15 protein-coding genes and 1 tRNA gene are annotated in these 17,818 nt (G+C 71.2%); 9 read left to right on the forward strand and 7 right to left on the reverse strand.

Features of this window, described 5'->3' with window-relative positions; translation table 11 throughout:
- Positions 1–24: 24 nt before the first annotated feature.
- The 8 genes from ilvD (at position 25) to serA (ending at position 9,410) form a co-directional block, all read left to right on the forward strand.
- Positions 25–1,803, forward strand: coding sequence for a dihydroxy-acid dehydratase (ilvD, locus tag RWM17_RS02945; RefSeq protein WP_314101192.1), 1,779 nt, complete (start codon positions 25–27; stop codon positions 1,801–1,803).
- A 145-nt stretch (positions 1,804–1,948) separates the two neighbouring features.
- The gene (locus RWM17_RS02950) at positions 1,949–3,853 is read left to right on the forward strand and encodes an acetolactate synthase large subunit (protein WP_314101193.1); all 1,905 of its coding nucleotides are present in this window, start codon (positions 1,949–1,951) and stop codon (positions 3,851–3,853) included.
- Positions 3,850–4,359: an acetolactate synthase small subunit gene (gene ilvN / locus RWM17_RS02955; protein WP_123546473.1), complete on the forward strand. Its 510-nt coding sequence runs from the start codon at positions 3,850–3,852 to the stop codon at positions 4,357–4,359. The genes RWM17_RS02950 and ilvN overlap by 4 nt, the downstream gene beginning before the upstream one ends.
- 68 nt (positions 4,360–4,427) lie before the next feature.
- Positions 4,428–5,453 carry a ketol-acid reductoisomerase gene (gene ilvC, locus RWM17_RS02960; RefSeq protein ID WP_314101195.1) on the forward strand — a complete coding sequence of 342 codons (1,026 nt, stop codon included), beginning with the start codon at positions 4,428–4,430 and terminating at the stop codon, positions 5,451–5,453.
- Positions 5,454–5,618: 165 nt separating this feature from the next.
- Positions 5,619–6,758, forward strand: a complete 1,140-nt coding sequence (locus tag RWM17_RS02965) for a mannitol-1-phosphate 5-dehydrogenase (RefSeq protein ID WP_314101197.1) — start codon at positions 5,619–5,621, stop codon at positions 6,756–6,758.
- Positions 6,755–7,246, forward strand: coding sequence for a hypothetical protein (locus tag RWM17_RS02970; protein ID WP_314101200.1), 492 nt, complete (start codon positions 6,755–6,757; stop codon positions 7,244–7,246). The genes RWM17_RS02965 and RWM17_RS02970 overlap by 4 nt, the downstream gene beginning before the upstream one ends.
- Positions 7,243–7,644 carry a hypothetical protein gene (locus RWM17_RS02975; RefSeq protein ID WP_314101203.1) on the forward strand — a complete coding sequence of 134 codons (402 nt, stop codon included), beginning with the start codon at positions 7,243–7,245 and terminating at the stop codon, positions 7,642–7,644. Before RWM17_RS02970 ends, RWM17_RS02975 begins: the two co-directional genes overlap by 4 nt.
- Before the next feature lie 176 nt (positions 7,645–7,820).
- Positions 7,821–9,410, forward strand: a complete 1,590-nt coding sequence (serA, locus tag RWM17_RS02980) for a phosphoglycerate dehydrogenase (protein WP_314101205.1) — start codon at positions 7,821–7,823, stop codon at positions 9,408–9,410.
- An 89-nt stretch (positions 9,411–9,499) separates the two neighbouring features.
- Here serA and RWM17_RS02985 read toward each other — a convergent pair whose 3' ends face one another.
- Positions 9,500–10,135, reverse strand: coding sequence for an MBL fold metallo-hydrolase (locus RWM17_RS02985; RefSeq protein ID WP_314101207.1), 636 nt, complete (start codon positions 10,133–10,135; stop codon positions 9,500–9,502).
- 155 nt (positions 10,136–10,290) lie between these two features.
- Here RWM17_RS02985 and RWM17_RS02990 point away from each other — a divergent pair.
- A tRNA-Glu gene (locus RWM17_RS02990) sits at positions 10,291–10,366 on the forward strand.
- A gap of 260 nt (positions 10,367–10,626) precedes the next feature.
- Here RWM17_RS02990 and RWM17_RS02995 read toward each other — a convergent pair.
- From RWM17_RS02995 to RWM17_RS03020, 6 genes are all read right to left on the reverse strand, one after another.
- Entirely contained in the window at positions 10,627–11,610 is a 984-nt protein-coding gene (locus RWM17_RS02995; protein ID WP_314101209.1) for a carbohydrate ABC transporter permease, read from the reverse strand.
- Positions 11,607–12,746: a carbohydrate ABC transporter permease gene (locus RWM17_RS03000; protein ID WP_192042008.1), complete on the reverse strand. Its 1,140-nt coding sequence runs from the start codon at positions 12,744–12,746 to the stop codon at positions 11,607–11,609. The genes RWM17_RS02995 and RWM17_RS03000 overlap by 4 nt, the downstream gene beginning before the upstream one ends.
- Positions 12,747–12,872: 126 nt before the next feature.
- Entirely contained in the window at positions 12,873–14,231 is a 1,359-nt protein-coding gene (locus RWM17_RS03005; protein WP_314101212.1) for an ABC transporter substrate-binding protein, read from the reverse strand.
- Positions 14,232–14,365: 134 nt separating this feature from the next.
- Complete coding sequence (locus RWM17_RS03010; protein WP_314101214.1) at positions 14,366–15,439, reverse strand: LacI family DNA-binding transcriptional regulator; 1,074 nt, start codon at positions 15,437–15,439, stop codon at positions 14,366–14,368.
- Between the two features lie 224 nt (positions 15,440–15,663).
- Entirely contained in the window at positions 15,664–16,344 is a 681-nt protein-coding gene (locus RWM17_RS03015) for an alpha-ketoglutarate-dependent dioxygenase AlkB (protein WP_314101217.1), read from the reverse strand.
- Positions 16,345–16,394: 50 nt separating this feature from the next.
- Positions 16,395–17,818, reverse strand: a 1,424-nt coding sequence (locus RWM17_RS03020; protein WP_314101220.1) for a PQQ-binding-like beta-propeller repeat protein, incomplete at its 5' end; no start/stop codon positions are given.

The raw sequence follows: 17,818 nt of genomic DNA on the forward strand, positions 1-17,818 counted from the left end.
GCCGGCTGGCCCTAAACTCGACCCATGCCCGTGAATGACAGCCAGCCGTCGGACGCAGCCGCCCGAGGCCCCATCGACGCAGCGCCCATCGACGCAGCGCCCATCGACGCAGCGCCCATCGACATCAAGCCCCGCAGCCGCGTCGTCACCGACGGGGTCGAGGCCACCACCTCGCGCGGCATGCTCCGCGCCGTCGGCATGGGCGACGAGGACTGGGAGAAGCCGCAGATCGGCATCGCCAGCAGCTGGAACGAGATCACCCCCTGCAACCTGTCGCTCGACCGGCTCGCCCAGGGCGCGAAAGAGGGAGTGCACGGCGGCGGCGGCTACCCGCTGCAGTTCGGCACCGTCTCCGTGTCCGACGGCATCTCGATGGGCCACGAGGGCATGCACTTCTCCCTCGTCTCGCGCGAGGTCATCGCCGACAGCGTCGAGGTCGTCATGAACGCCGAGCGCCTCGACGGCTCGGTGCTGCTGGCCGGCTGCGACAAGTCGCTGCCCGGCATGCTCATGGCCGCCGCGCGCCTCGACCTCGCCAGCGTGTTCCTCTACGCGGGCAGCGTCGCCCCCGGCTGGGTCAAGCTCAGCGACGGCACCGAGAAGAACGTCACGATCATCGACTCGTTCGAGGCCGTCGGCGCGCACAAGGCCGGCACCATCAGCGACGACGACCTCAAGGCCATCGAGTGCGCCATCGTGCCCGGCGAGGGCGCCTGCGGCGGGATGTACACCGCCAACACGATGGCGAGCGTCGCCGAGGCGCTCGGCATGAGCCTGCCCGGCTCGGCGTCGCCGCCCTCGGCCGACCGTCGTCGCGACTACTTCGCCCACCGCTCGGGCGAGGCCGTGGTCAACCTGCTGCGCCTCGGCATCACCACCCGCGACATCCTGACGAAGGAGGCGTTCGAGAACGCCATCGCCGTGGCCATGGCGTTCGGCGGGTCGACCAACGTCGTGCTGCACCTGCTGGCGATCGCCTACGAGGCCGAGGTCGACCTCACCATCGACGACTTCAACCGCATCGGCGACACGATCCCGCACATCGGCGACCTCAAGCCCTTCGGCAAGTACGTGATGAACGACGTCGACCGCATGGGCGGCGTCCCCGTCGTCATGAAGGCCCTGCTCGACGCGGGCCTGCTGCACGGCGACTGCCTCACCGTCACCGGCAAGACCGTGCGCGAGAACCTCGAGGCGATCAAGCCGAAGCCGCTCGACGGCGAGGTGCTGCGCACCCTCGAGAACCCGATCCACGCGACCGGCGGGCTCACGGTGCTCAGCGGGTCGTTCGCCCCCGAGGGCGCCGTCGTCAAGACCGCGGGCTTCGACGCCTCGGTCTTCGAGGGCCCGGCCAAGGTCTTCGAGCGCGAGCGCGGCGCGATGGACGCCCTCACCGCCGGGCGCATCGAGGCCGGCGACGTCGTCGTCATCCGCTACGAGGGCCCGAAGGGCGGCCCGGGGATGCGCGAGATGCTCGCCATCACGGCGGCCATCAAGGGCGCTGGGCTCGGCAAGGATGTACTACTCTTGACGGACGGACGATTCTCGGGCGGCACAACCGGCCTCTGCATCGGCCACATAGCACCCGAAGCGGTGGACTCCGGTCCCATCGCCTTCGTGCGTGATGGCGACCTCATCCGTGTCGACATCGCCGCTCGCTCGATCGACCTACTCGTCGACGCCGCTGAGCTCGAGGCCCGCCGAGAAGGCTGGGCCCCCCTCCCTCCGCGCTACACCCGCGGTGTCCTCGCCAAGTACGCACGCCAGGTCCGGTCCGCGGCCGAGGGCGCAGTCACGTACTGATCTCGTCCCGACCGGCTCGGCGCGGCACCGCCGCCCGAGCCGGCGCCGGACGGGGCGCCCGGCTCGCCGCTCCGCACAGCGCACCGCCGTCGACCGGCACCGTCGCCACCGCTCCACCACCACCACGAAGAGGGAATCGGCACTGATGCCCAACGACACGACACCTCAGCCCGGCGCCCCCGCGCGCCCCGGCGCCCGGCCGGCCCCCGCCGCCGGCCCCACGAGCTCCGCGACGACCACGCAGCCGGTCGTCCTCACGGGCTCCGGCGCGATCCTCAAGTCGCTCGAGCACCTCGGGGTCACCGACGTCTTCGGCCTCCCCGGCGGCGCGATCATCCCCTTCTACGACGAGCTGATGGCGTCGACCGCCATCCGCCACATCCTCGTGCGCCACGAACAGGGCGCCGGCCACGCGGCCGAGGGCTACGCCGCGGCCTCGGGACGGGTCGGCGTCGCGATCGCCACCTCCGGTCCGGGGGCCACCAACCTCGTCACCGCCATCGCGGACGCCTACATGGACAGCATGCCGCTGCTCGCGATCACGGGACAGGTCTTCTCGACCCTGATGGGCACCGACGCGTTCCAGGAGGCCGACATCGTCGGCATCACGATGCCGATCACCAAGCACTCGTTCCTCGTGACGAAGCCCGAGGACATCCCCGCGACGCTCGCGGCCGCCTACCAGATCGCGAGCACCGGCCGGCCCGGCCCCGTGCTCGTCGACATCACCAAGGACGCCCAGCAGAACTCGGCGCCCTTCGTCTGGCCGCCCGTCGTCGACCTGCCCGGCTACCGGCCGGTCACGAAGGCGCACGGCAAGCAGATCGCCGCGGCGGCCCAGATGATCGCCGAGGCCGAGCAGCCCGTGTTCTACGTCGGCGGCGGGGTGATCCGCGCCGGGGCGTCGGCCGAGCTCAAGACGCTGGTCGAGCTGACCGGCGCCCCCGTCGTCACGACGCTGATGGCTCGCGGCGCGTTCCCCGACACCCACGAGCAGCACCTGGGCATGCCGGGAATGCACGGCACCGTCCCGGCCGTCCTCGGCCTGCAGGAGAGCGACCTCATCATCGCGCTCGGCGCCCGCTTCGACGACCGCGTCACCGGCAAGGCCGACCTCTTCGCCCCCGGTGCCAAGGTGGTCCACGTCGACATCGACCCGGCCGAGATCTCGAAGATCCGCTTCGCCGACGTGCCCATCGTGGGCGACGCGAAGGTCGTCATCCCCGACCTCGCTGCGGCGTTCGCCGAGATCCCCGCCGCCGACCGCGCCGACACCTCGGCCTGGTGGCAGAAGCTCGAGGGGCTGCGCGAGCAGTTCCCGCTCGGCTACACCCAGCCCGACGACGGCCTCCTCTCGCCGCAGGCCGTGATCCAGCGGATCGGGCAGCTGTCCGGTCCCGAGGCGATCTACGCCTCCGGAGTGGGCCAGCACCAGATGTGGGCCGCGCAGTTCATCGAGTACGAGCGTCCCCACGCCTGGCTGAACTCGGGAGGCGCAGGCACGATGGGCTACTCGGTGCCGGCCGCGATGGGCGCCAAGGTGGCCCAGCCGGACCGCGTCGTGTGGGCCATCGACGGCGACGGCTGCTTCCAGATGACGAACCAGGAGCTCGCCACCTGCGTCATCAACGACATCCCGATCAAGGTCGCGATCATCAACAACTCGTCGCTCGGCATGGTGCGCCAGTGGCAGACCCTGTTCTACGAGGGACGCCATTCGTTCACCGACCTGAACACGGGCCACGAGACGCGGATGGTGCCCGACTTCGTCAAGCTCGCCGACGCCTACGGGGCTCTCGGCATCCGCGTCACGCGCGAGGACGAGATCGACGCCGCGATCCAGCTCGCGCTCGAGACGAACGACCGCCCGGTGGTGATCGACTTCGTCGTCAGCCGCGACGCGATGGTCTGGCCGATGGTGCCCCAGGGTGTCTCCAACTCCGAGATCCAGCACGCCCGGGCCCTCGCCCCGGAGTGGGACGACGAGGCCCCCGGCAGCAGCGCCTCCGACACGACCCGTGACGGCGACATGACAGGAGAGCACGCATGAGCCACGTCCTGAGCCTCCTCGTCGAGGACAAGCCCGGTCTGCTGACCCGAGTCGCGGGGCTCTTCGCCCGCCGCGGGTTCAACATCGAGAGCCTCGCGGTCGGCAAGAGCGAGGTCGAGGGCCTCAGCCGCATCACCGTCGTCGTCGACGTCGAGGAACTGCCGCTCGAGCAAGTGACGAAGCAGCTCAACAAGCTGATCAACGTCATCAAGATCGTCGAGCTCGACTACTCGCAGTCGGTGCAGCGCGAGCACATGCTGATCAAGGTGCGGGTCGACGCCACCACCCGGTCGCAGGTGCTCGAGGCCGTCACGCTCTTCCGTGCGTCCGTGGTCGACGTCTCGACCGACTCGCTCGTGATCGAGGTCACCGGCGACACCGGCAAGACCACGGCGCTGCTGCGCGTGCTCGAGCCCTACGGCATCCGCGAGATCTCGCAGTCCGGCCTGCTGGCCATCGGCCGCGGCTCGAAGGCGATCACCGACAGGGTCCCCAAGGCCCAGTGACCGGCGCGGGCTCGTCCCCGCCGCCTCCCTGCTCCACCCCACCGCCCCACACAAGGAGAACCACCACCGTGACTGAGATCGTGTACGACACCGACGCAGACCTGTCGATCATCCAGGGCAAGAAGGTCGCCGTCATCGGCTACGGCTCCCAGGGCCACGCCCACGCGCTCAACCTGCGCGACTCGGGCGTCGAGGTCGTCATCGGCCTCAAGGAGGGCTCGAAGAGCCGCGCCAAGGCCGAGGAGGCCGGCTTCACGGTCCACACCCCCGCCGAGGCCTCGGCCTGGGGCGACGTGATCGTCGTCCTCGCGCCCGACCAGGTGCAGCGCCACGTCTACGCGGACGACATCGCCCCGAACCTCACCGAGGGCAAGGCGCTCGTCTTCGGCCACGGCTTCAACATCCGCTTCGGCTACATCGAGGCCCCCGACAACATAGACGTGCTGCTCGTCGCGCCCAAGGGCCCCGGCCACACCGTCCGCCGCGAGTTCGAGGCCGGCCGCGGCGTCCCCGTCATCGTCGCGGTCGAGAACGACGCCTCCGGCTCGGCCTGGGACCTCGCCTGGTCGTACTCCAAGGGCATCGGCGGCCTCCGTGCCGGCGGCATCAAGACGACCTTCACCGAAGAGACCGAGACCGACCTCTTCGGCGAGCAGGCCGTGCTCTGCGGCGGCACCTCGCAGCTGATCCAGTACGGCTTCGAGACCCTCACCGAGGCTGGCTACCAGCCGCAGATCGCCTACTTCGAGGTGCTGCACGAGCTCAAGCTGATCGTCGACCTCATCTGGGAGGGCGGCCTCGCCAAGCAGCGCTGGAGCGTCTCCGACACCGCCGAGTACGGCGACTACGTCTCGGGCCCCCGCGTCATCACGCCCGACGTGAAGGAGAACATGAAGGCCGTCCTGGCCGACATCCAGTCGGGCGCCTTCGCCAAGCGCTTCATCGACGACCAGGACGCCGGCGCGCCCGAGTTCGCCGAGCTGCGCAAGAAGGGCGAGGAGCACCCCATCGAGGCCACCGGCCAGGAGCTCCGCGCACTCTTCGCCTGGAAGCAGACCGACACGGACTACGTCGACGGCAGCGCTGCGCGCTGACGTCGACGCAGTCCGGGGCGACCCGGCCACGTTGGTCGGCTCCGCCGACGGGCGACGGCAGCGCTGCGCGCTGACCCCCTCTCCACCCGCAGGGGCCCCTCTCCACCCGGAGCGGGGCCCCTCGGCCGTCCGGGGCTCACGGGCTGTCGTGGCATGATCTAGGGCATGGCAGCGAGCAAGAAGGCAGTGCACTTCGGTGCGGGGAACATCGGTCGGGGCTTCGTGGCGCAGTTCCTGCACGCGAGCGGCTACGAGGTCGTGTTCGCCGACGTCAACGACGAGCTGATCGGCCTGCTGCAGCAGCAGCCGTCGTTCGAGGTGCACGAAGTCGGCGAAGAGAGCCGCACCACCGTGGTCGACGGCTACCGGGCGATCAACAGCCGCACCGACGAGGAGGCGCTGGTCGCCGAGATCGCGACCGCCGACGTCGTCACCACCGCCGTGGGCGCCCGCATCCTCCCGTTCGTCGCTCCGGTGATCGCGCGCGGGCTCGCCGCCCGTGACGCCTCCCTCGCGCCGCTCGCCGTGATCGCGTGCGAGAACGCGATCAACGCCACCGACTCCCTGGCCGAGGCCGTCCGCCAGGCCGACCCGGCCGAGAACGCCGTCTTCGCCAACTGCGCGATCGACCGCATCGTCCCCGAGCAGGCCGGCGGCTCGCTCGACGTGACCATCGAGTCGTTCTTCGAGTGGGTCGTCGAGAGCGCGCCCTTCGGCGCCGACCGTCCCGAGATCGCCGGCGTGACCTGGGTCGACGACCTGGCGCCGTTCATCGAGCGCAAGCTCTTCACGGTCAACACCGCCCACGCGGCCGCCGCCTACCACGGCTTCTCGCGCGGCCTCGAGAGCATCCGCGAGGCACTGGCCGACGAGGCCGTGCTGGCCGAGGTCCGCGGCGCGCTCCGCGAGACCACCGAGCTGCTCGTCGCCAAGCACGACCTCGATCTCGACGAGCAGCAGGCCTACGTCGAGAAGAACCTGGTGCGCATCTCGAACCCGCACCTGCCCGACACGACCGAGCGGGTCGGCCGCGGTCCGCTGCGGAAGCTCAGCCGCCACGAGCGCTTCGTCGGCCCGGCCACGCAGCTCGCCGAGCGCGGGCTCGGCCACGACGCGCTGGTCCGTGCGGTCCGTGCGGCGCTCGACTTCGACGTGCCGGACGACTCCGAGAGCGTCGAGCTGCAGGCGCTGCTCGCGTCGGGCCTCCCCGACGAGGAGCTGACGGTCACGTTGACGGGCGTCGAGCAGGGCCACCCGCTGTTCCCGGCCCTGCTGGAGGCGGTCTCGTCGAAGACGGCGGCATGACCGACCCGTCCCCGGCACGCCCCGAGCCAGACGACATCGACGAGCACGACGACATCGACGAGCACGACGAGATCGACGATCACGACGACGCCCTCAGCTGGGGCGACGAGCGCGACGCCAGCCACGTCGAGGGCCCCGTGCCCGTCTCGCAGGCCGGCCCCGAGGCCGACGACGAGCTCCCCGGGGGCATGAGCAGCGCCTCCTTGGTGGGCCACGGGGTCTTCGGCGGAGTCGCCTTGTTGTCCTGCGTCGGCTGGATCGTGTCGAGGGACCAGTTCCTCCTCTCGTTCGGCGGCACCCCGGTCGACCGCGTGCAGACGGCGCTGTGGCTGCTCGGCGTCGCGCTGGCGATCGTCGCGCCCGCGGTGTGGTTCGTGACCACGATCCTGCTCGTGCCGCAGTCGCGGTCGTCGCGCCGCCTCCTCGTGTTCGCCGTCGGGGCGGTCGCCCTGGCGCCGTGGCCGCTGGTGATCGGAGGTGGCGCGTGACCGCCCGCGAGACCGGCCCGGCCACGCAGCCGGCCGGCCCCGCCGCCCCCTCACGCCGTCGTGGCCCCCGCATCGGCGTCGTCGTGGTCGCCGCCCTGGCCGCCTTGTTCTTCGCCTACGACCTGTACGAGGCGATCACCAACCTCGTGCTCGTGCCGCAGGACGTCCGCTACCAGAACAACGAGTTCTTCGACGAGGTCGGGGTCGACGGCCTCGCCGCCTCCCCGCCCTGGGCCGCGCTCGTCGCCAACGTGCTGCTGCCGGTCGTCGCGTGGGTCGGCGCCCTCGTCGTGGCGCGCCGACGGCCGCTCTGGCAGGTCGTGCTCGCCTTCGTCGCGGCGCTCGCCCTCGTCGGCTCGGTGTCGCTCACGATCACCGCGTACGTGCTCAGCATCTGAGCTGACCGGCCCCGGGTCGGCGCTGCGGCCGTGCCCGGTGCCGCGGGCGTGGCCCGGCCGTGCGCCGGCGTCATGTGCGCGTCATGCGCCGCCCGAGTCGATAGAGTGCACAGCAGCCGCGCCCACGGCGCGTCGCGGCGTTCACCCCAGACCCCTCTCGTTAGGACATCGTCTCCGTGGCCAAGCCCGTCGTGCTGATCGCAGAAGAACTCTCACCCGCCACCGTCGAGGCTCTCGGCCCCGACTTCGACGTCCGGTCGGTGGACGGCACCGACCGGGCGGCCCTGCTCTCCGCCCTCGCGGGGGCCGATGCCGTCCTCGTCCGCTCCGCGACGCAGCTCGACGCCGAGGCCATCGCGGCGGCTCCCGGCCTCAAGGTGATCGCCCGGGCGGGCGTCGGGCTCGACAACGTCGACATCAAGGCGGCCACGACGGCCGGCGTCATGGTGGTCAACGCGCCCACCTCGAACATCATCTCCGCGGCCGAGCTCACGGTCGGGCACATCCTCAGCCTCGCGCGGCACATCCCGGCGGCGCACTCCGCCCTCGCGCAGGGCCAGTGGAAGCGCTCGAAGTACACGGGCGTCGAGCTGTTCGAGAAGACGGTGGGCATCGTCGGCCTCGGGCGCATCGGCGCGCTCATCACGGCCCGCCTGCAGGCCTTCGGCGTCAACGTGGTCGCCTACGACCCCTACGTCACCCCGGCCCGTGCCCAGCAGCTCGGCGTCACGCTGCTCTCGCTCGACGAGCTGCTCGCCACCGCCGACTTCGTCACCATCCACATGCCGAAGACGGCGGAGACGACCGGCATGATCGGCCTCGAGCAGATGAAGGCGATGAAGCCGACGGCGTTCGTCGTCAACGTGGCCCGTGGCGGCCTGATCGACGAGGACGACCTCTACACGGCGCTGACCACGGGCGAGATCGCGGGTGCGGGCCTCGACGTCTTCGTGTCGGAGCCCCCGGTCGACCAGAAGCTGCTCGGCCTCGAGAACGTCGTGGTCACCCCGCACCTCGGCGCCTCGACCGACGAGGCACAGGAGAAGGCCGGCGTCTCGGTCGCTCGGTCGGTGCGCCTCGCCCTCGGCGGCGAGCTGGTGCCCGACGCCGTCAACGTCGCCGGCGGGGTCATCGACCCCTACGTGCGCCCCGGCATCCCGCTGCTCGAGAAGATCGGTCAGGTCTTCGCCGCCCTCGCCGACTCGCCCCTCACCAGCGTCGACGTCGAGGTCCGAGGCGATCTCGTCGAGTACGACGTGAGCGTCCTCAAGCTCGCCGCGTTGAAGGGCATCTTCACGAACATCGTCAGCGAGTCGGTCAGCTACGTGAACGCGCCGCTGCTCGCGGAGCAGCGCGGCATCACCGTGCGCCTGCTCACCGACCCCACGAGCGAGGAGTACCGCAACGTCCTCACCGTCCGCGGCTCGCTGGCCGACGGCGGCCAGATCTCGGTCTCGGGCACCCTGACGGGCACGAAGCAGGTCGAGAAGATCGTCGAGATCAACGGCTACGACGTCGAGGTCCCGATCGCGGCCCACCACCTCGTCATGGTCTACGGCGACCGCCCGGGCATCGTCGCCGTCTACGGCAAGGAGTTCGGCGACGCCGGCATCAACATCGCCGGCATGCAGATCGCCCGCCGCAGCGCCGGGGGCCAGGCCCTCAGCGTGCTCACGATCGACAGCCCCGCGCCCGACGACCTGCTCGAGAAGGTGCGCACGGCGATCGACGCCGAGCTGCTGCGCGAGATCGACGTCACGCTGTAGCCGACAGGCTGCACCACAGCACGACGCCCCGGTGCCGGTCTCGCGACCGGCGCCGGGGCGTCGTGCTGTGCGTGGGGGAGCGGCCGCGCCTAGAGCTCGATCGACTCGTGGGCCGCGAGCTGCACCGCGTCGCCGCCGACCGACTGCGCGCTCGCCTTCATGCGGTCGAAGTGCATCGCCAGGCCTGGGCCGGAGAGGGTCTGCTCATGGGTCGGGAAGGCCAGCTTGGGCTTCACGGCCGCCACGTAGTCGATCACCTCGGCCACCTTGAGCCACGGCGCCCCCACGGGCGTCGCCAGGGTCTCGACGGGCACGTCCGGCACGGTGAACTGGTCGCCCGGGTAGAACAGCGAGCCGTCGACCAGGACGCCGACGTTGTCGATCACGGGGATGCTCTCGTGGATCACCGCGTGCCGCGTCCCGTGGAACGAGAGGGTGAAGGGCCCGGCCTCGACCGTGTCGCCGTCGGTGACGACGTGCACCTCGAAGCCGTCCGCCGCGTCCGCGAGGCCCTGCGGTCCGTACAGGACTGCGTCGGGGTTCGTCCCGCGGAGGTGCGCGAGCTGGTCGGGCGTCCAGTGGTCGGCGTGCTCGTGGGTCACGACGACGGCGTCGACGTCGTGCAGATCGACCAGGGGAGCGGTGAACGAGCCGGGGTCGATGACGAGCTTGCGCCCGTCCTTCTCGACGACGAGGCAGGCGTGTTCGAGTTTCGTGAGGCGCATGAGGCCGACTGTACGCCCGCCGCAGGCCGCGGCGACCCCCTGTCGGTGACCGGGACCCCGCCTCCTGAGCGCCCGCAGACCGCCCGCGACACGCGGGGCGGCCTCGATTTGTGACCGGCTCGACAGCTGTGGCATACTCGACGAGTTGCAAATACGGCCCCATCGTATAGCGGCCTAGTACGTCGCCCTCTCACGGCGGTAACACGGGTTCGAATCCCGTTGGGGTCACCACCACGAACCGCCCGGCACTCAGCCGGGCGGTTTCGTCGTTCCTGGGCCGAGTCCGCCAGCCCACGAGCCGACCTGGCCCTCGCCTCCGGATGGCCCCTGTGGCGAGTGGTCAGTTGCTGTCCTCCGGGCGCCGCAGCGGGCCCGCACGTGACCACTCGGCGCGGAGCAGGGCAGCCGGAACGCGAACGGCCCCGGCGACGTCGGGGTGACGTCGCCGGGGCCGGCCCGCCGAGAGGCAGATCGAGCACCGCCAGGGCGATCTAGCCCTTCGTGGCGCCGGCCAGCAGACCGCGGACGAAGAACCGCTGCAGGGCGAAGAACACGATCAGCGGCACGATGATCGAGATGAACGCCCCGGCCGTGAGCAGCTCCCACGACTGGCCGTACGAGCCCGACAGGTCCTGCAGCGCCTTCGTGATGGGCAACCCCTGCCCCGAGGTGAACACCGTCGCCACGAGCAGGTCGTTCCACACCCACAAGAACTGGAAGATGCCGAAGGAGGCGATGGCCGGCATCGACAGCGGCAGCACGATGCGGAAGAAGACCTGGCCGTGTCCGGCGCCGTCCATGCGGGCCGCCTCGATCACCTCCGCCGGGATCTCGGAGATGAAGTTGTGCAGCATGAAGATCGCCAGGGGGAGCGCGAAGATCGTGTGCGCGATCCACACCTTGGCGAAGGAGCCGTCGAGCCCGTTCACCCCGAGGCCCGGGAGGATGTACAGGCCCCCGACCCGCAGACCGTCGGAGAAGAGCCGGAGCAGCGGCACGAGGGCCATCTGGATCGGCACGATCTGCAGCGCGAAGACGAGCACGAACATCGTGTTGCGGCCCTTGAAGTCGATCCACGCGAACGCGTACGCCGCGAGGCTGGCGATCGTGATCGGGATGAGCGCCGCGGGCAGCGTGATGACGAGGGAGTTGAAGAAGGCCTTGCCGAGCGTCAGGCTGTCGCCCGAGTTGAACGCGTTGACGTAGTTGTCGAGCGTGAACCCGGGATTGGCGAAGACGGTCCACCAGCCGGTCGTCTTGATGTCGTTCGCCGGTCGGAAGGACGAGATGAACAGACCGGCCGTCGGCAGCGTCCAGATGGCGGCGATGACGAGCGCGGCGATCGTGGCGCCGCGGCTGGTCGTGCCCTTCTTCAGCTTGCCGCTCGAGCTCTCGACGGCGGCGAGGCCGCGCTTGAGCTGACGCTCGGTGCCCGAGCCGACGGCGACCCCGACGGGGGTGGGGGTGGCGGTCATCGGATCTCCCTCTGCTTCTGGATCTGGCGGGCGTTGTAGACGACGATCGGCAGGACGAGCACGAACAGGATCACGGCCAGCGCCGAGCTGTAGCCGGTGCGGCTGCCGAGCTGGAACTGGCGGACCATCTCGAAGGCGAGGATGGTCGTGTCGTTGCGGCCGCCGGTCATCGCCGAGACGATGTCGTAGACCTTCAGCGACGCGATCGAGATCGTGGTGAGCACGACGATGATGGTCGTGCGGATGCCCGGCACGGTGATGTGGCGGAAGGCCTGGAATCCGTTGGTCCCGTCGAGCGAGGCCGCCTCGAGCTGCTCGGCGGGGACGCCCTTGATGGCGGCGGAGAGCACCGTCATCGCGAACCCGGCCTGGGTCCAGATCAGCACGATCACGAGCAGCAGGGTGTTCCACGGCTCGAGGCCGAGCCAGTCGACGGGCTGGCCGCCGAAGCCGACGAGGATGCCGTTGAGCAGGCCGATCTGGTCGCCCTGGCGGATGTCGTAGAAGAACTTGAAGATGATCGACGCGCCCACGAACGAGATGGCCATCGGCATGAAGACGAGCAGCTTGAGGAACTTCTCGCCGCGGCTCTTGTCGATGAAGACCGCGTAGGCGAGGCCGATGGCGGTCGCGGTGATCGGGGCGAGCAGCACCCAGATCAGCGTGTTCCCGAAGGCGGTGAGTCCGTCGGGGCTCGTGAAGACCCAGACGAAGTTGTCGAGGCCCGCGAAGCCCGAGCCGTCGTTCTTCATGAAGGCCTGGCCCGCGGTGGTGATGGTGGGGTAGATCAGGCCGATCAGCAGGAAGAACACCGCCGGGGTCATGAAGGCGATGAGCTGCAGCGAGTAGCCGGCGCCGCGCTTCGAGCGGTAGTCGAGCAGGAACAGCCCGCCGCCGAGGACGGCCGCGATCGCCGCGACCCAGATGACCGACTGGTAGAGGCCGAAGGCGAGCAGCACCACGACGGGGACGACGACGCAGACGGCGAGGCGGAGGATCGTGTACTGCCGGCCGCGGCGGGGCGCGAACTCGACGAAGACGAGCACCACGCCGACCAGCGCAGCGAAGGCGAGCAGGATCAGGGGGATCTGGGCCAGGGGCGGGATGCCCGCCAACCACTGGAAGAAACTGGACATCGCTGTCCCTTTCACGTTCGGGTACGGGGGCGTTCGGGCGCAGGCGAGAGGAGGCGGCTGCGCGCGACGGGGACGCGTGAGGGGCCGCCGCCGCACGGCGACGGCCCCTCACGGTGGGGTTGCGGGCTAGCTGGTGTAGCCGGCCTGGATCTCCTCGAGCACCGAGTCGGTGTCCGTGCCGTCGATCCAGTCGACCATGCCCTTCCAGAAGCTGTCGGAGCCGACCGACTTCGGCATCAGGTCGGAGCCGTCGAAGCGGAACGTGGTGTCCGTGCCCTGCAGGATCTCGACGGCGCTCTTCAGCAGGTCGCTGCCGGCGTTCTCGGGGTCGAGCCCCTTGTTGGCCGAGATGACGCCTCCGAGCGAGACGCGGCTGTTGGCCCAGTCGGCGCTGGCGAGGTACGCCTGCACCTTGGCGGTGTCGTCGTCGTTCGAGAACGCGGCGACGAACTCGCCGCCGCCGGTGACGGCAGCCGGGTCGTCCTCCTTCATGGGCGGGGTGAGGAAGGCCCACACGTCGCCGTCCTCGGCGACCGTGGCGGGCGTGCCCTCGGCGTTGTTCGCCGCGGTGAGGAAGCCCTCGAAGAACGAGGCCTGGTGCGTCAGCGCGCAGCTGCCGTTCGCCACGTTGGTCGCGACGTCGCCGAAGGCGGTCGAGTTGATCGACTTCACGTCGCCGTAGCCGGCGTTGACCATGGTCGGGTCCTGCAGGATCGTGCCGACGGAGTCGAACGCGTCCTTGATCTCGGGGTCGGTGAACTTCGTGTCTCCGGAGACCCACGAGTCGTAGGCGTCGGGTCCGGCCCCGCGGAGCACGAGGTCCTCGACCCAGTCGGTGCCGGGCCAGCCCGAGGCCTCGCCCGAGTTGAAGCCGGCGCACCAGGGAGCGGTGCCGGTCTTCTCCTGGATGGTCTTCGAGACCTCGACGAGCTCGTCGTAGGTCTTGGGGATCTCGACGCCCCACTCCGCGAACTTGGCGGGGGAGTACCAGACGTAGCCCTTGACGCTGGCCATCAGCGGAGCGCCGTACTGCGTGCCGTCGACCTGGCCGTACTTCTGCCAGTCCTCCGACCAGCCTTCCTTGACGTTCGCGAGCGCGTCGGCCGGGAGCTCCTGCACCTTGCCCGACTTCACCGTGTCGGCGAGCAGGCCGGGCTGCGGGAAGATCGCGAGGTCGGGGGTGTCGCCGCCCTGGACCTTGATGCCGATCTGCTTCTCGAACTCCTTGTCGCCCGTGTACTTGATCTCGATGTCGTTCTCGGCCTCCCAGTCGGCCCAGGACTCCTCGAGCAGGGTCGCCTCGTCGCCGTTGATCGTCCCGTAGACGTTGACGACGCCGTCGGCGGTGCCGACCGTCCCGCCGGCGTCGCCGCCCGCGTTGGGGTCGTTGGGGTCGGCGCTGCCGGAACAGCCGACCAGCAGGAAGCTGGATGCAGCCAGGATGGCCAGGGGGCCCGTGAACCTGCGGTGCAGGGATGCTCGCATGGTGATCTCCTCGTCGAGTTGCGATGCACGTGGCCTGCTCGTGCTGCCGAGCCGGGCCACTGCCGCGCACGTCGTCGTCGACGCGCGTCGACGATGAGTGTCACACACGCGCAGGAGGCGCGCAACAACGCGTGCTAGCGGCGCGTCGCAGCGGGACGAACGGCGGCGCGGACGGCACCGCGCCCGTCGTGTGACGGGGGCGCCGAGCTGCCCCTGACGACGAGCTGCGGGGCCACGAGGAGGTGCGGTGCACCGAGTCGGCGTCCCTCCAGCCGGTCGACCAGGTGGTCCACCGCGGCCGCGGCGAGCTCGACCCCGGGGGGCGAGACGGTCGTGAGCGGCGGCGAGGTCATGTCCGCGGCGAGGTCGCCGATGCTCAGCGCGACGACGGAGACGTCACGGGGGATCGAGCAGTCGGCGAACGCGGCCGCCTGCACGAAGCCCGCCAGCGCCGTCTCGTTGAACGCCACCACCGCGGTGGGCCGTGCGGACGACGCGACGAACGCGTCGAAAGCCGACCGGCCGCCCGTGATCGAGACGGGGGCGTGGTGCGCCTCGAGCACGAGGCCCGCTCGCCGTGCGGCGTCGTCCAGCGCGCGGGAGGCCCTCGCGAGGGGGCCCGAGCCGCGCTCGTGCGAGCCGACCGACTGGCTGAGGAAGAACGCCCGCTCGTGGCCGAGGTCGACGAGGTGCTGCACGGCGAGCCGCCCCAGCGCGTCGTAGTCGGCGTCCACGAACCAGAGGCCGGCCACGTCGTCGGGGCGGCCGATGTTCGTGAAGGGGACCCGCGCCTCCGTCAGGACGGGCACGCGGTCGTCCTCCGGCGTCAGCTCCATCAGGACGACGCCGTCGACCAGGCCCTCGCTCACGAGGCTCTCCAGGCCCTCGACGTCGTCGATCGGGGTCGACCAGAGCAGGAGGTGGTAGCCGCGTTCCCGCGCCCGGTCCGTGGCTGCCGCGACGTACTCGAACTCGGACGACGTCACGCCGCGCCTGCCGTACGGGTAGTGCAGGGCCAGGATGCCGCCCCGCGACCCCGCCAGGCCGCGCGCGAAGGCGTTCGGCGTGTAGTTGAGCTCGGCCATGGCCGCCTCGACGCGACGGCGGGTGGCGTCCGAGATCGTCCGACGGCCGCTGAGGGCGTACGAGACGGTGCTCGACGAGACGCCGGCCAGGCGCGCCACGTCGTCACGGGTCGCTGGTGCCATGCTCGTCCACCTCGTCGTCGGTCGTGCGCACAGCATACGAGCGCAGGCCCGGATGAGCGACGAGCGTCGGGTGGGAGGGAGCCGCTACGCAGGCCACACCGGTCGCCGTGCCTGTCTGTCCAGACCCGAGCGGCCCGCTCCGGCCGCGGGCGGCCTACGCAGGCCACACCGGTCGCCGTGCCTGTCTGTCCAGACCCGAGCGGCCCGCTCCGGCCGCGGGCGGCCTATGCAGGCCACACCGGTCGGAACTGCACCGAGATGCGCGGGCCGACCGCCTTGCGGGTCTTCGCGATCGCGTGCTCGTGCGTGCGCTGGCTGCTGCCGCCCATCACGAGCAGGTCGCCGTGGCCGAGGGGGAAGCGCTGCACCTTGCCCGTGCGACGTGACCGGATCGCGAGGGTGCGCGGCGCGCCGAGGGACAGGATGCCCACCATCGTGTCGCGGTCGATCGTGCGGCCGACGCGGTCGCCGTGCCAGGCGATGCTGTCGTCGCCCGTGCGGTAGAAGCAGAGCCCGGCGCGGCGGAACAGCTGCTCGTCGGGCGCCCCGCGCCGGCTGGAGTACCACTGGTTCAGCTCGTCGCGCGCCGTGCCGAGCACGGGGTCGGGCAGCACGTCGCGCTCGCCGTAGGACGACACCAGCCGTGGCACCTCGACCACACGGTCGTACATCGTCCGCGTGTCGGCCTGCCAGGGGACCTCGGCGACGAGGCGCTCGAACATCGCGTCGCTGCCCGTCGCCCAGCCGGGCACGAGGTCGAGCCACGCGCCGTCGTCGAGGGGCAAGTGCTGCACGGCCCCGTCGAGGTCGCGCAGGCCGGTGCCCCGCCTCGTGACGGGGCCCGCGCCCGGCTCGGCGTCGTCGTCGAGGCCGTCCAGCAGGGAGGAGGTGAAGGTCGTGCTCATGCCCCTCAGCCTAGCCGATCGTTCGAACACGCGTTCGAACAGGGTCGTCGTCACCACCGGGGCGCGACGACCTCGGACGCCTCCGGTCCGGTGAGCTCGTGCGCCACGCCGTCGACGTCGACGTCGACCAGCGCTCCGCCCCAGAACGACACCTGCAGCCTGCCCTGGTAGACCCACAGCCGCTCGCCCGACGACCGGTCGAAGGCGACGACCGTCGACCGGCCGCCCGAGCTGCCGTAGGCGAACGCGTAGCCGACGGTGCGTCCGGTCGCGGCCGGCACCGCACCGCCCGGCAGCTCGACGACCGACCTCGCGGCCCCGTCCGTCCCGTCGAGGACGCGCAGGGCGAGCGATCCGTCGTCCCCGTCGGGCGCCGCGGCGAAGAGGTCGTCGTCGGTCTGGCCGGCGAGGCCGTCGACGCTGACCGCTCCCCGGCGGTCGTGGCTCCAGCGGGTCTCGCCCGTGTCCCAGTCGACGCAGCTGACGCGGTCGTCCGCGACGTCGGTCACGACGAGGCACGTGCGTGCCGCGCTCGGCGCCCCCTGCACGTCGGGGGAGGTCGTCCACCGGGTGCGCCCGTCGAGGTCGACGGCCGTGAAGCCCCCCGACCGACCTGACGGCGACACGATGAGGTCGTCGTGCACGAGCGGCCCGACCAGCGTGTCGAGCCTCGTGCCCCAGTCGCGCTCGCGGCCCGTCCGCGGGTCGACGGCCACCGTGCCGCCCGGCGTCGAGACGAGGGCGCGGTCCGGCAGGGCGAGGACGACGCCCGTCGTCGTGCCGGCGCCCCGCCACGTCACGTGCCCGAGGTCGTCCGCGTCGCGGACCTCGTACCGGTAGGCGCCGCCCGCGGACGGCTGGCGTCCCGTGAGGACGACCTGCCCCTCCGACTGGAACTGGTCGCTGTCCGTCGTCGTCCACGGCGCGGAGCCGTCGACGACCCGACCCGTCGCGGGGTCCAGCGCCACGAGCTTCGAGAGGGCGCCGCCCGAGGTGCGCAGCAGGAGGCGGTCGGGGTCGCCCGCCGGGCCGATCGCCGAGGCCGACAGCACCTCGGCTCCGTCGAGGTCGCCCAGGTCGGCGAAGTCGTCCCGGGCGTCGTGCACCCAGGCCATCCGGCCGTCCCGCGTGTCGAGCAGCCCGACCCGCGACCCGACCTGCCGGGTGTCGCTGCCGCAGCCCGCGTCGTTCGCGAAGCCGTAGGTCCAGGCCGGTGCGGCGCGGACGAGCACGAGGCCGTCGTCGCCGACCGGCACCGAGGGGAACCGCAGGCAGAGGGCCGGTGCGCCGGGGGCGAGCGCCCCGGCGAGGTCGACGGTCCAGCCGGAGGCGGTCGGCGCCTCCCGGATGTCGACGGTCGACGTGCCCTGCCAGGGCGACAGCCCGCCGTACACCGGCTGGCCGGGGACGAGGGCGGCGGTGACCGCGACGGCGGCCACCGCGAGGGCGAGGTAGCCGAGGGCGAGACGACGGC

Origin of the sequence: uncultured Frigoribacterium sp., from assembly GCF_963515265.1 — a bacterium.
Taxonomy (GTDB): Bacteria; Actinomycetota; Actinomycetes; order Actinomycetales; family Microbacteriaceae; genus Frigoribacterium.

What these genes read in the sequence shown, in the direction of transcription:
- RWM17_RS03015 (WP_314101217.1), bottom strand. Translation starts at nt 16,344, where the DNA reads ATGAGCACGACCTTCACCTCCTCCCTGCTGGACGGCCTCGACGACGAC.
- RWM17_RS03000 (WP_192042008.1), bottom strand. Translation starts at nt 12,746, where the DNA reads ATGTCCAGTTTCTTCCAGTGGTTGGCGGGCATCCCGCCCCTGGCCCAG.
- RWM17_RS02970 (WP_314101200.1), top strand. Translation starts at nt 6,755, where the DNA reads ATGACCGACCCGTCCCCGGCACGCCCCGAGCCAGACGACATCGACGAG.
- ilvN (WP_123546473.1), top strand. Translation starts at nt 3,850, where the DNA reads ATGAGCCACGTCCTGAGCCTCCTCGTCGAGGACAAGCCCGGTCTGCTG.
- RWM17_RS02965 (WP_314101197.1), top strand. Translation starts at nt 5,619, where the DNA reads ATGGCAGCGAGCAAGAAGGCAGTGCACTTCGGTGCGGGGAACATCGGT.
- RWM17_RS03010 (WP_314101214.1), bottom strand. Translation starts at nt 15,439, where the DNA reads ATGGCACCAGCGACCCGTGACGACGTGGCGCGCCTGGCCGGCGTCTCG.
- RWM17_RS02995 (WP_314101209.1), bottom strand. Translation starts at nt 11,610, where the DNA reads ATGACCGCCACCCCCACCCCCGTCGGGGTCGCCGTCGGCTCGGGCACC.
- RWM17_RS03005 (WP_314101212.1), bottom strand. Translation starts at nt 14,231, where the DNA reads ATGCGAGCATCCCTGCACCGCAGGTTCACGGGCCCCCTGGCCATCCTG.
- RWM17_RS02950 (WP_314101193.1), top strand. Translation starts at nt 1,949, where the DNA reads ATGCCCAACGACACGACACCTCAGCCCGGCGCCCCCGCGCGCCCCGGC.
- RWM17_RS02985 (WP_314101207.1), bottom strand. Translation starts at nt 10,135, where the DNA reads ATGCGCCTCACGAAACTCGAACACGCCTGCCTCGTCGTCGAGAAGGAC.
- ilvD (WP_314101192.1), top strand. Translation starts at nt 25, where the DNA reads ATGCCCGTGAATGACAGCCAGCCGTCGGACGCAGCCGCCCGAGGCCCC.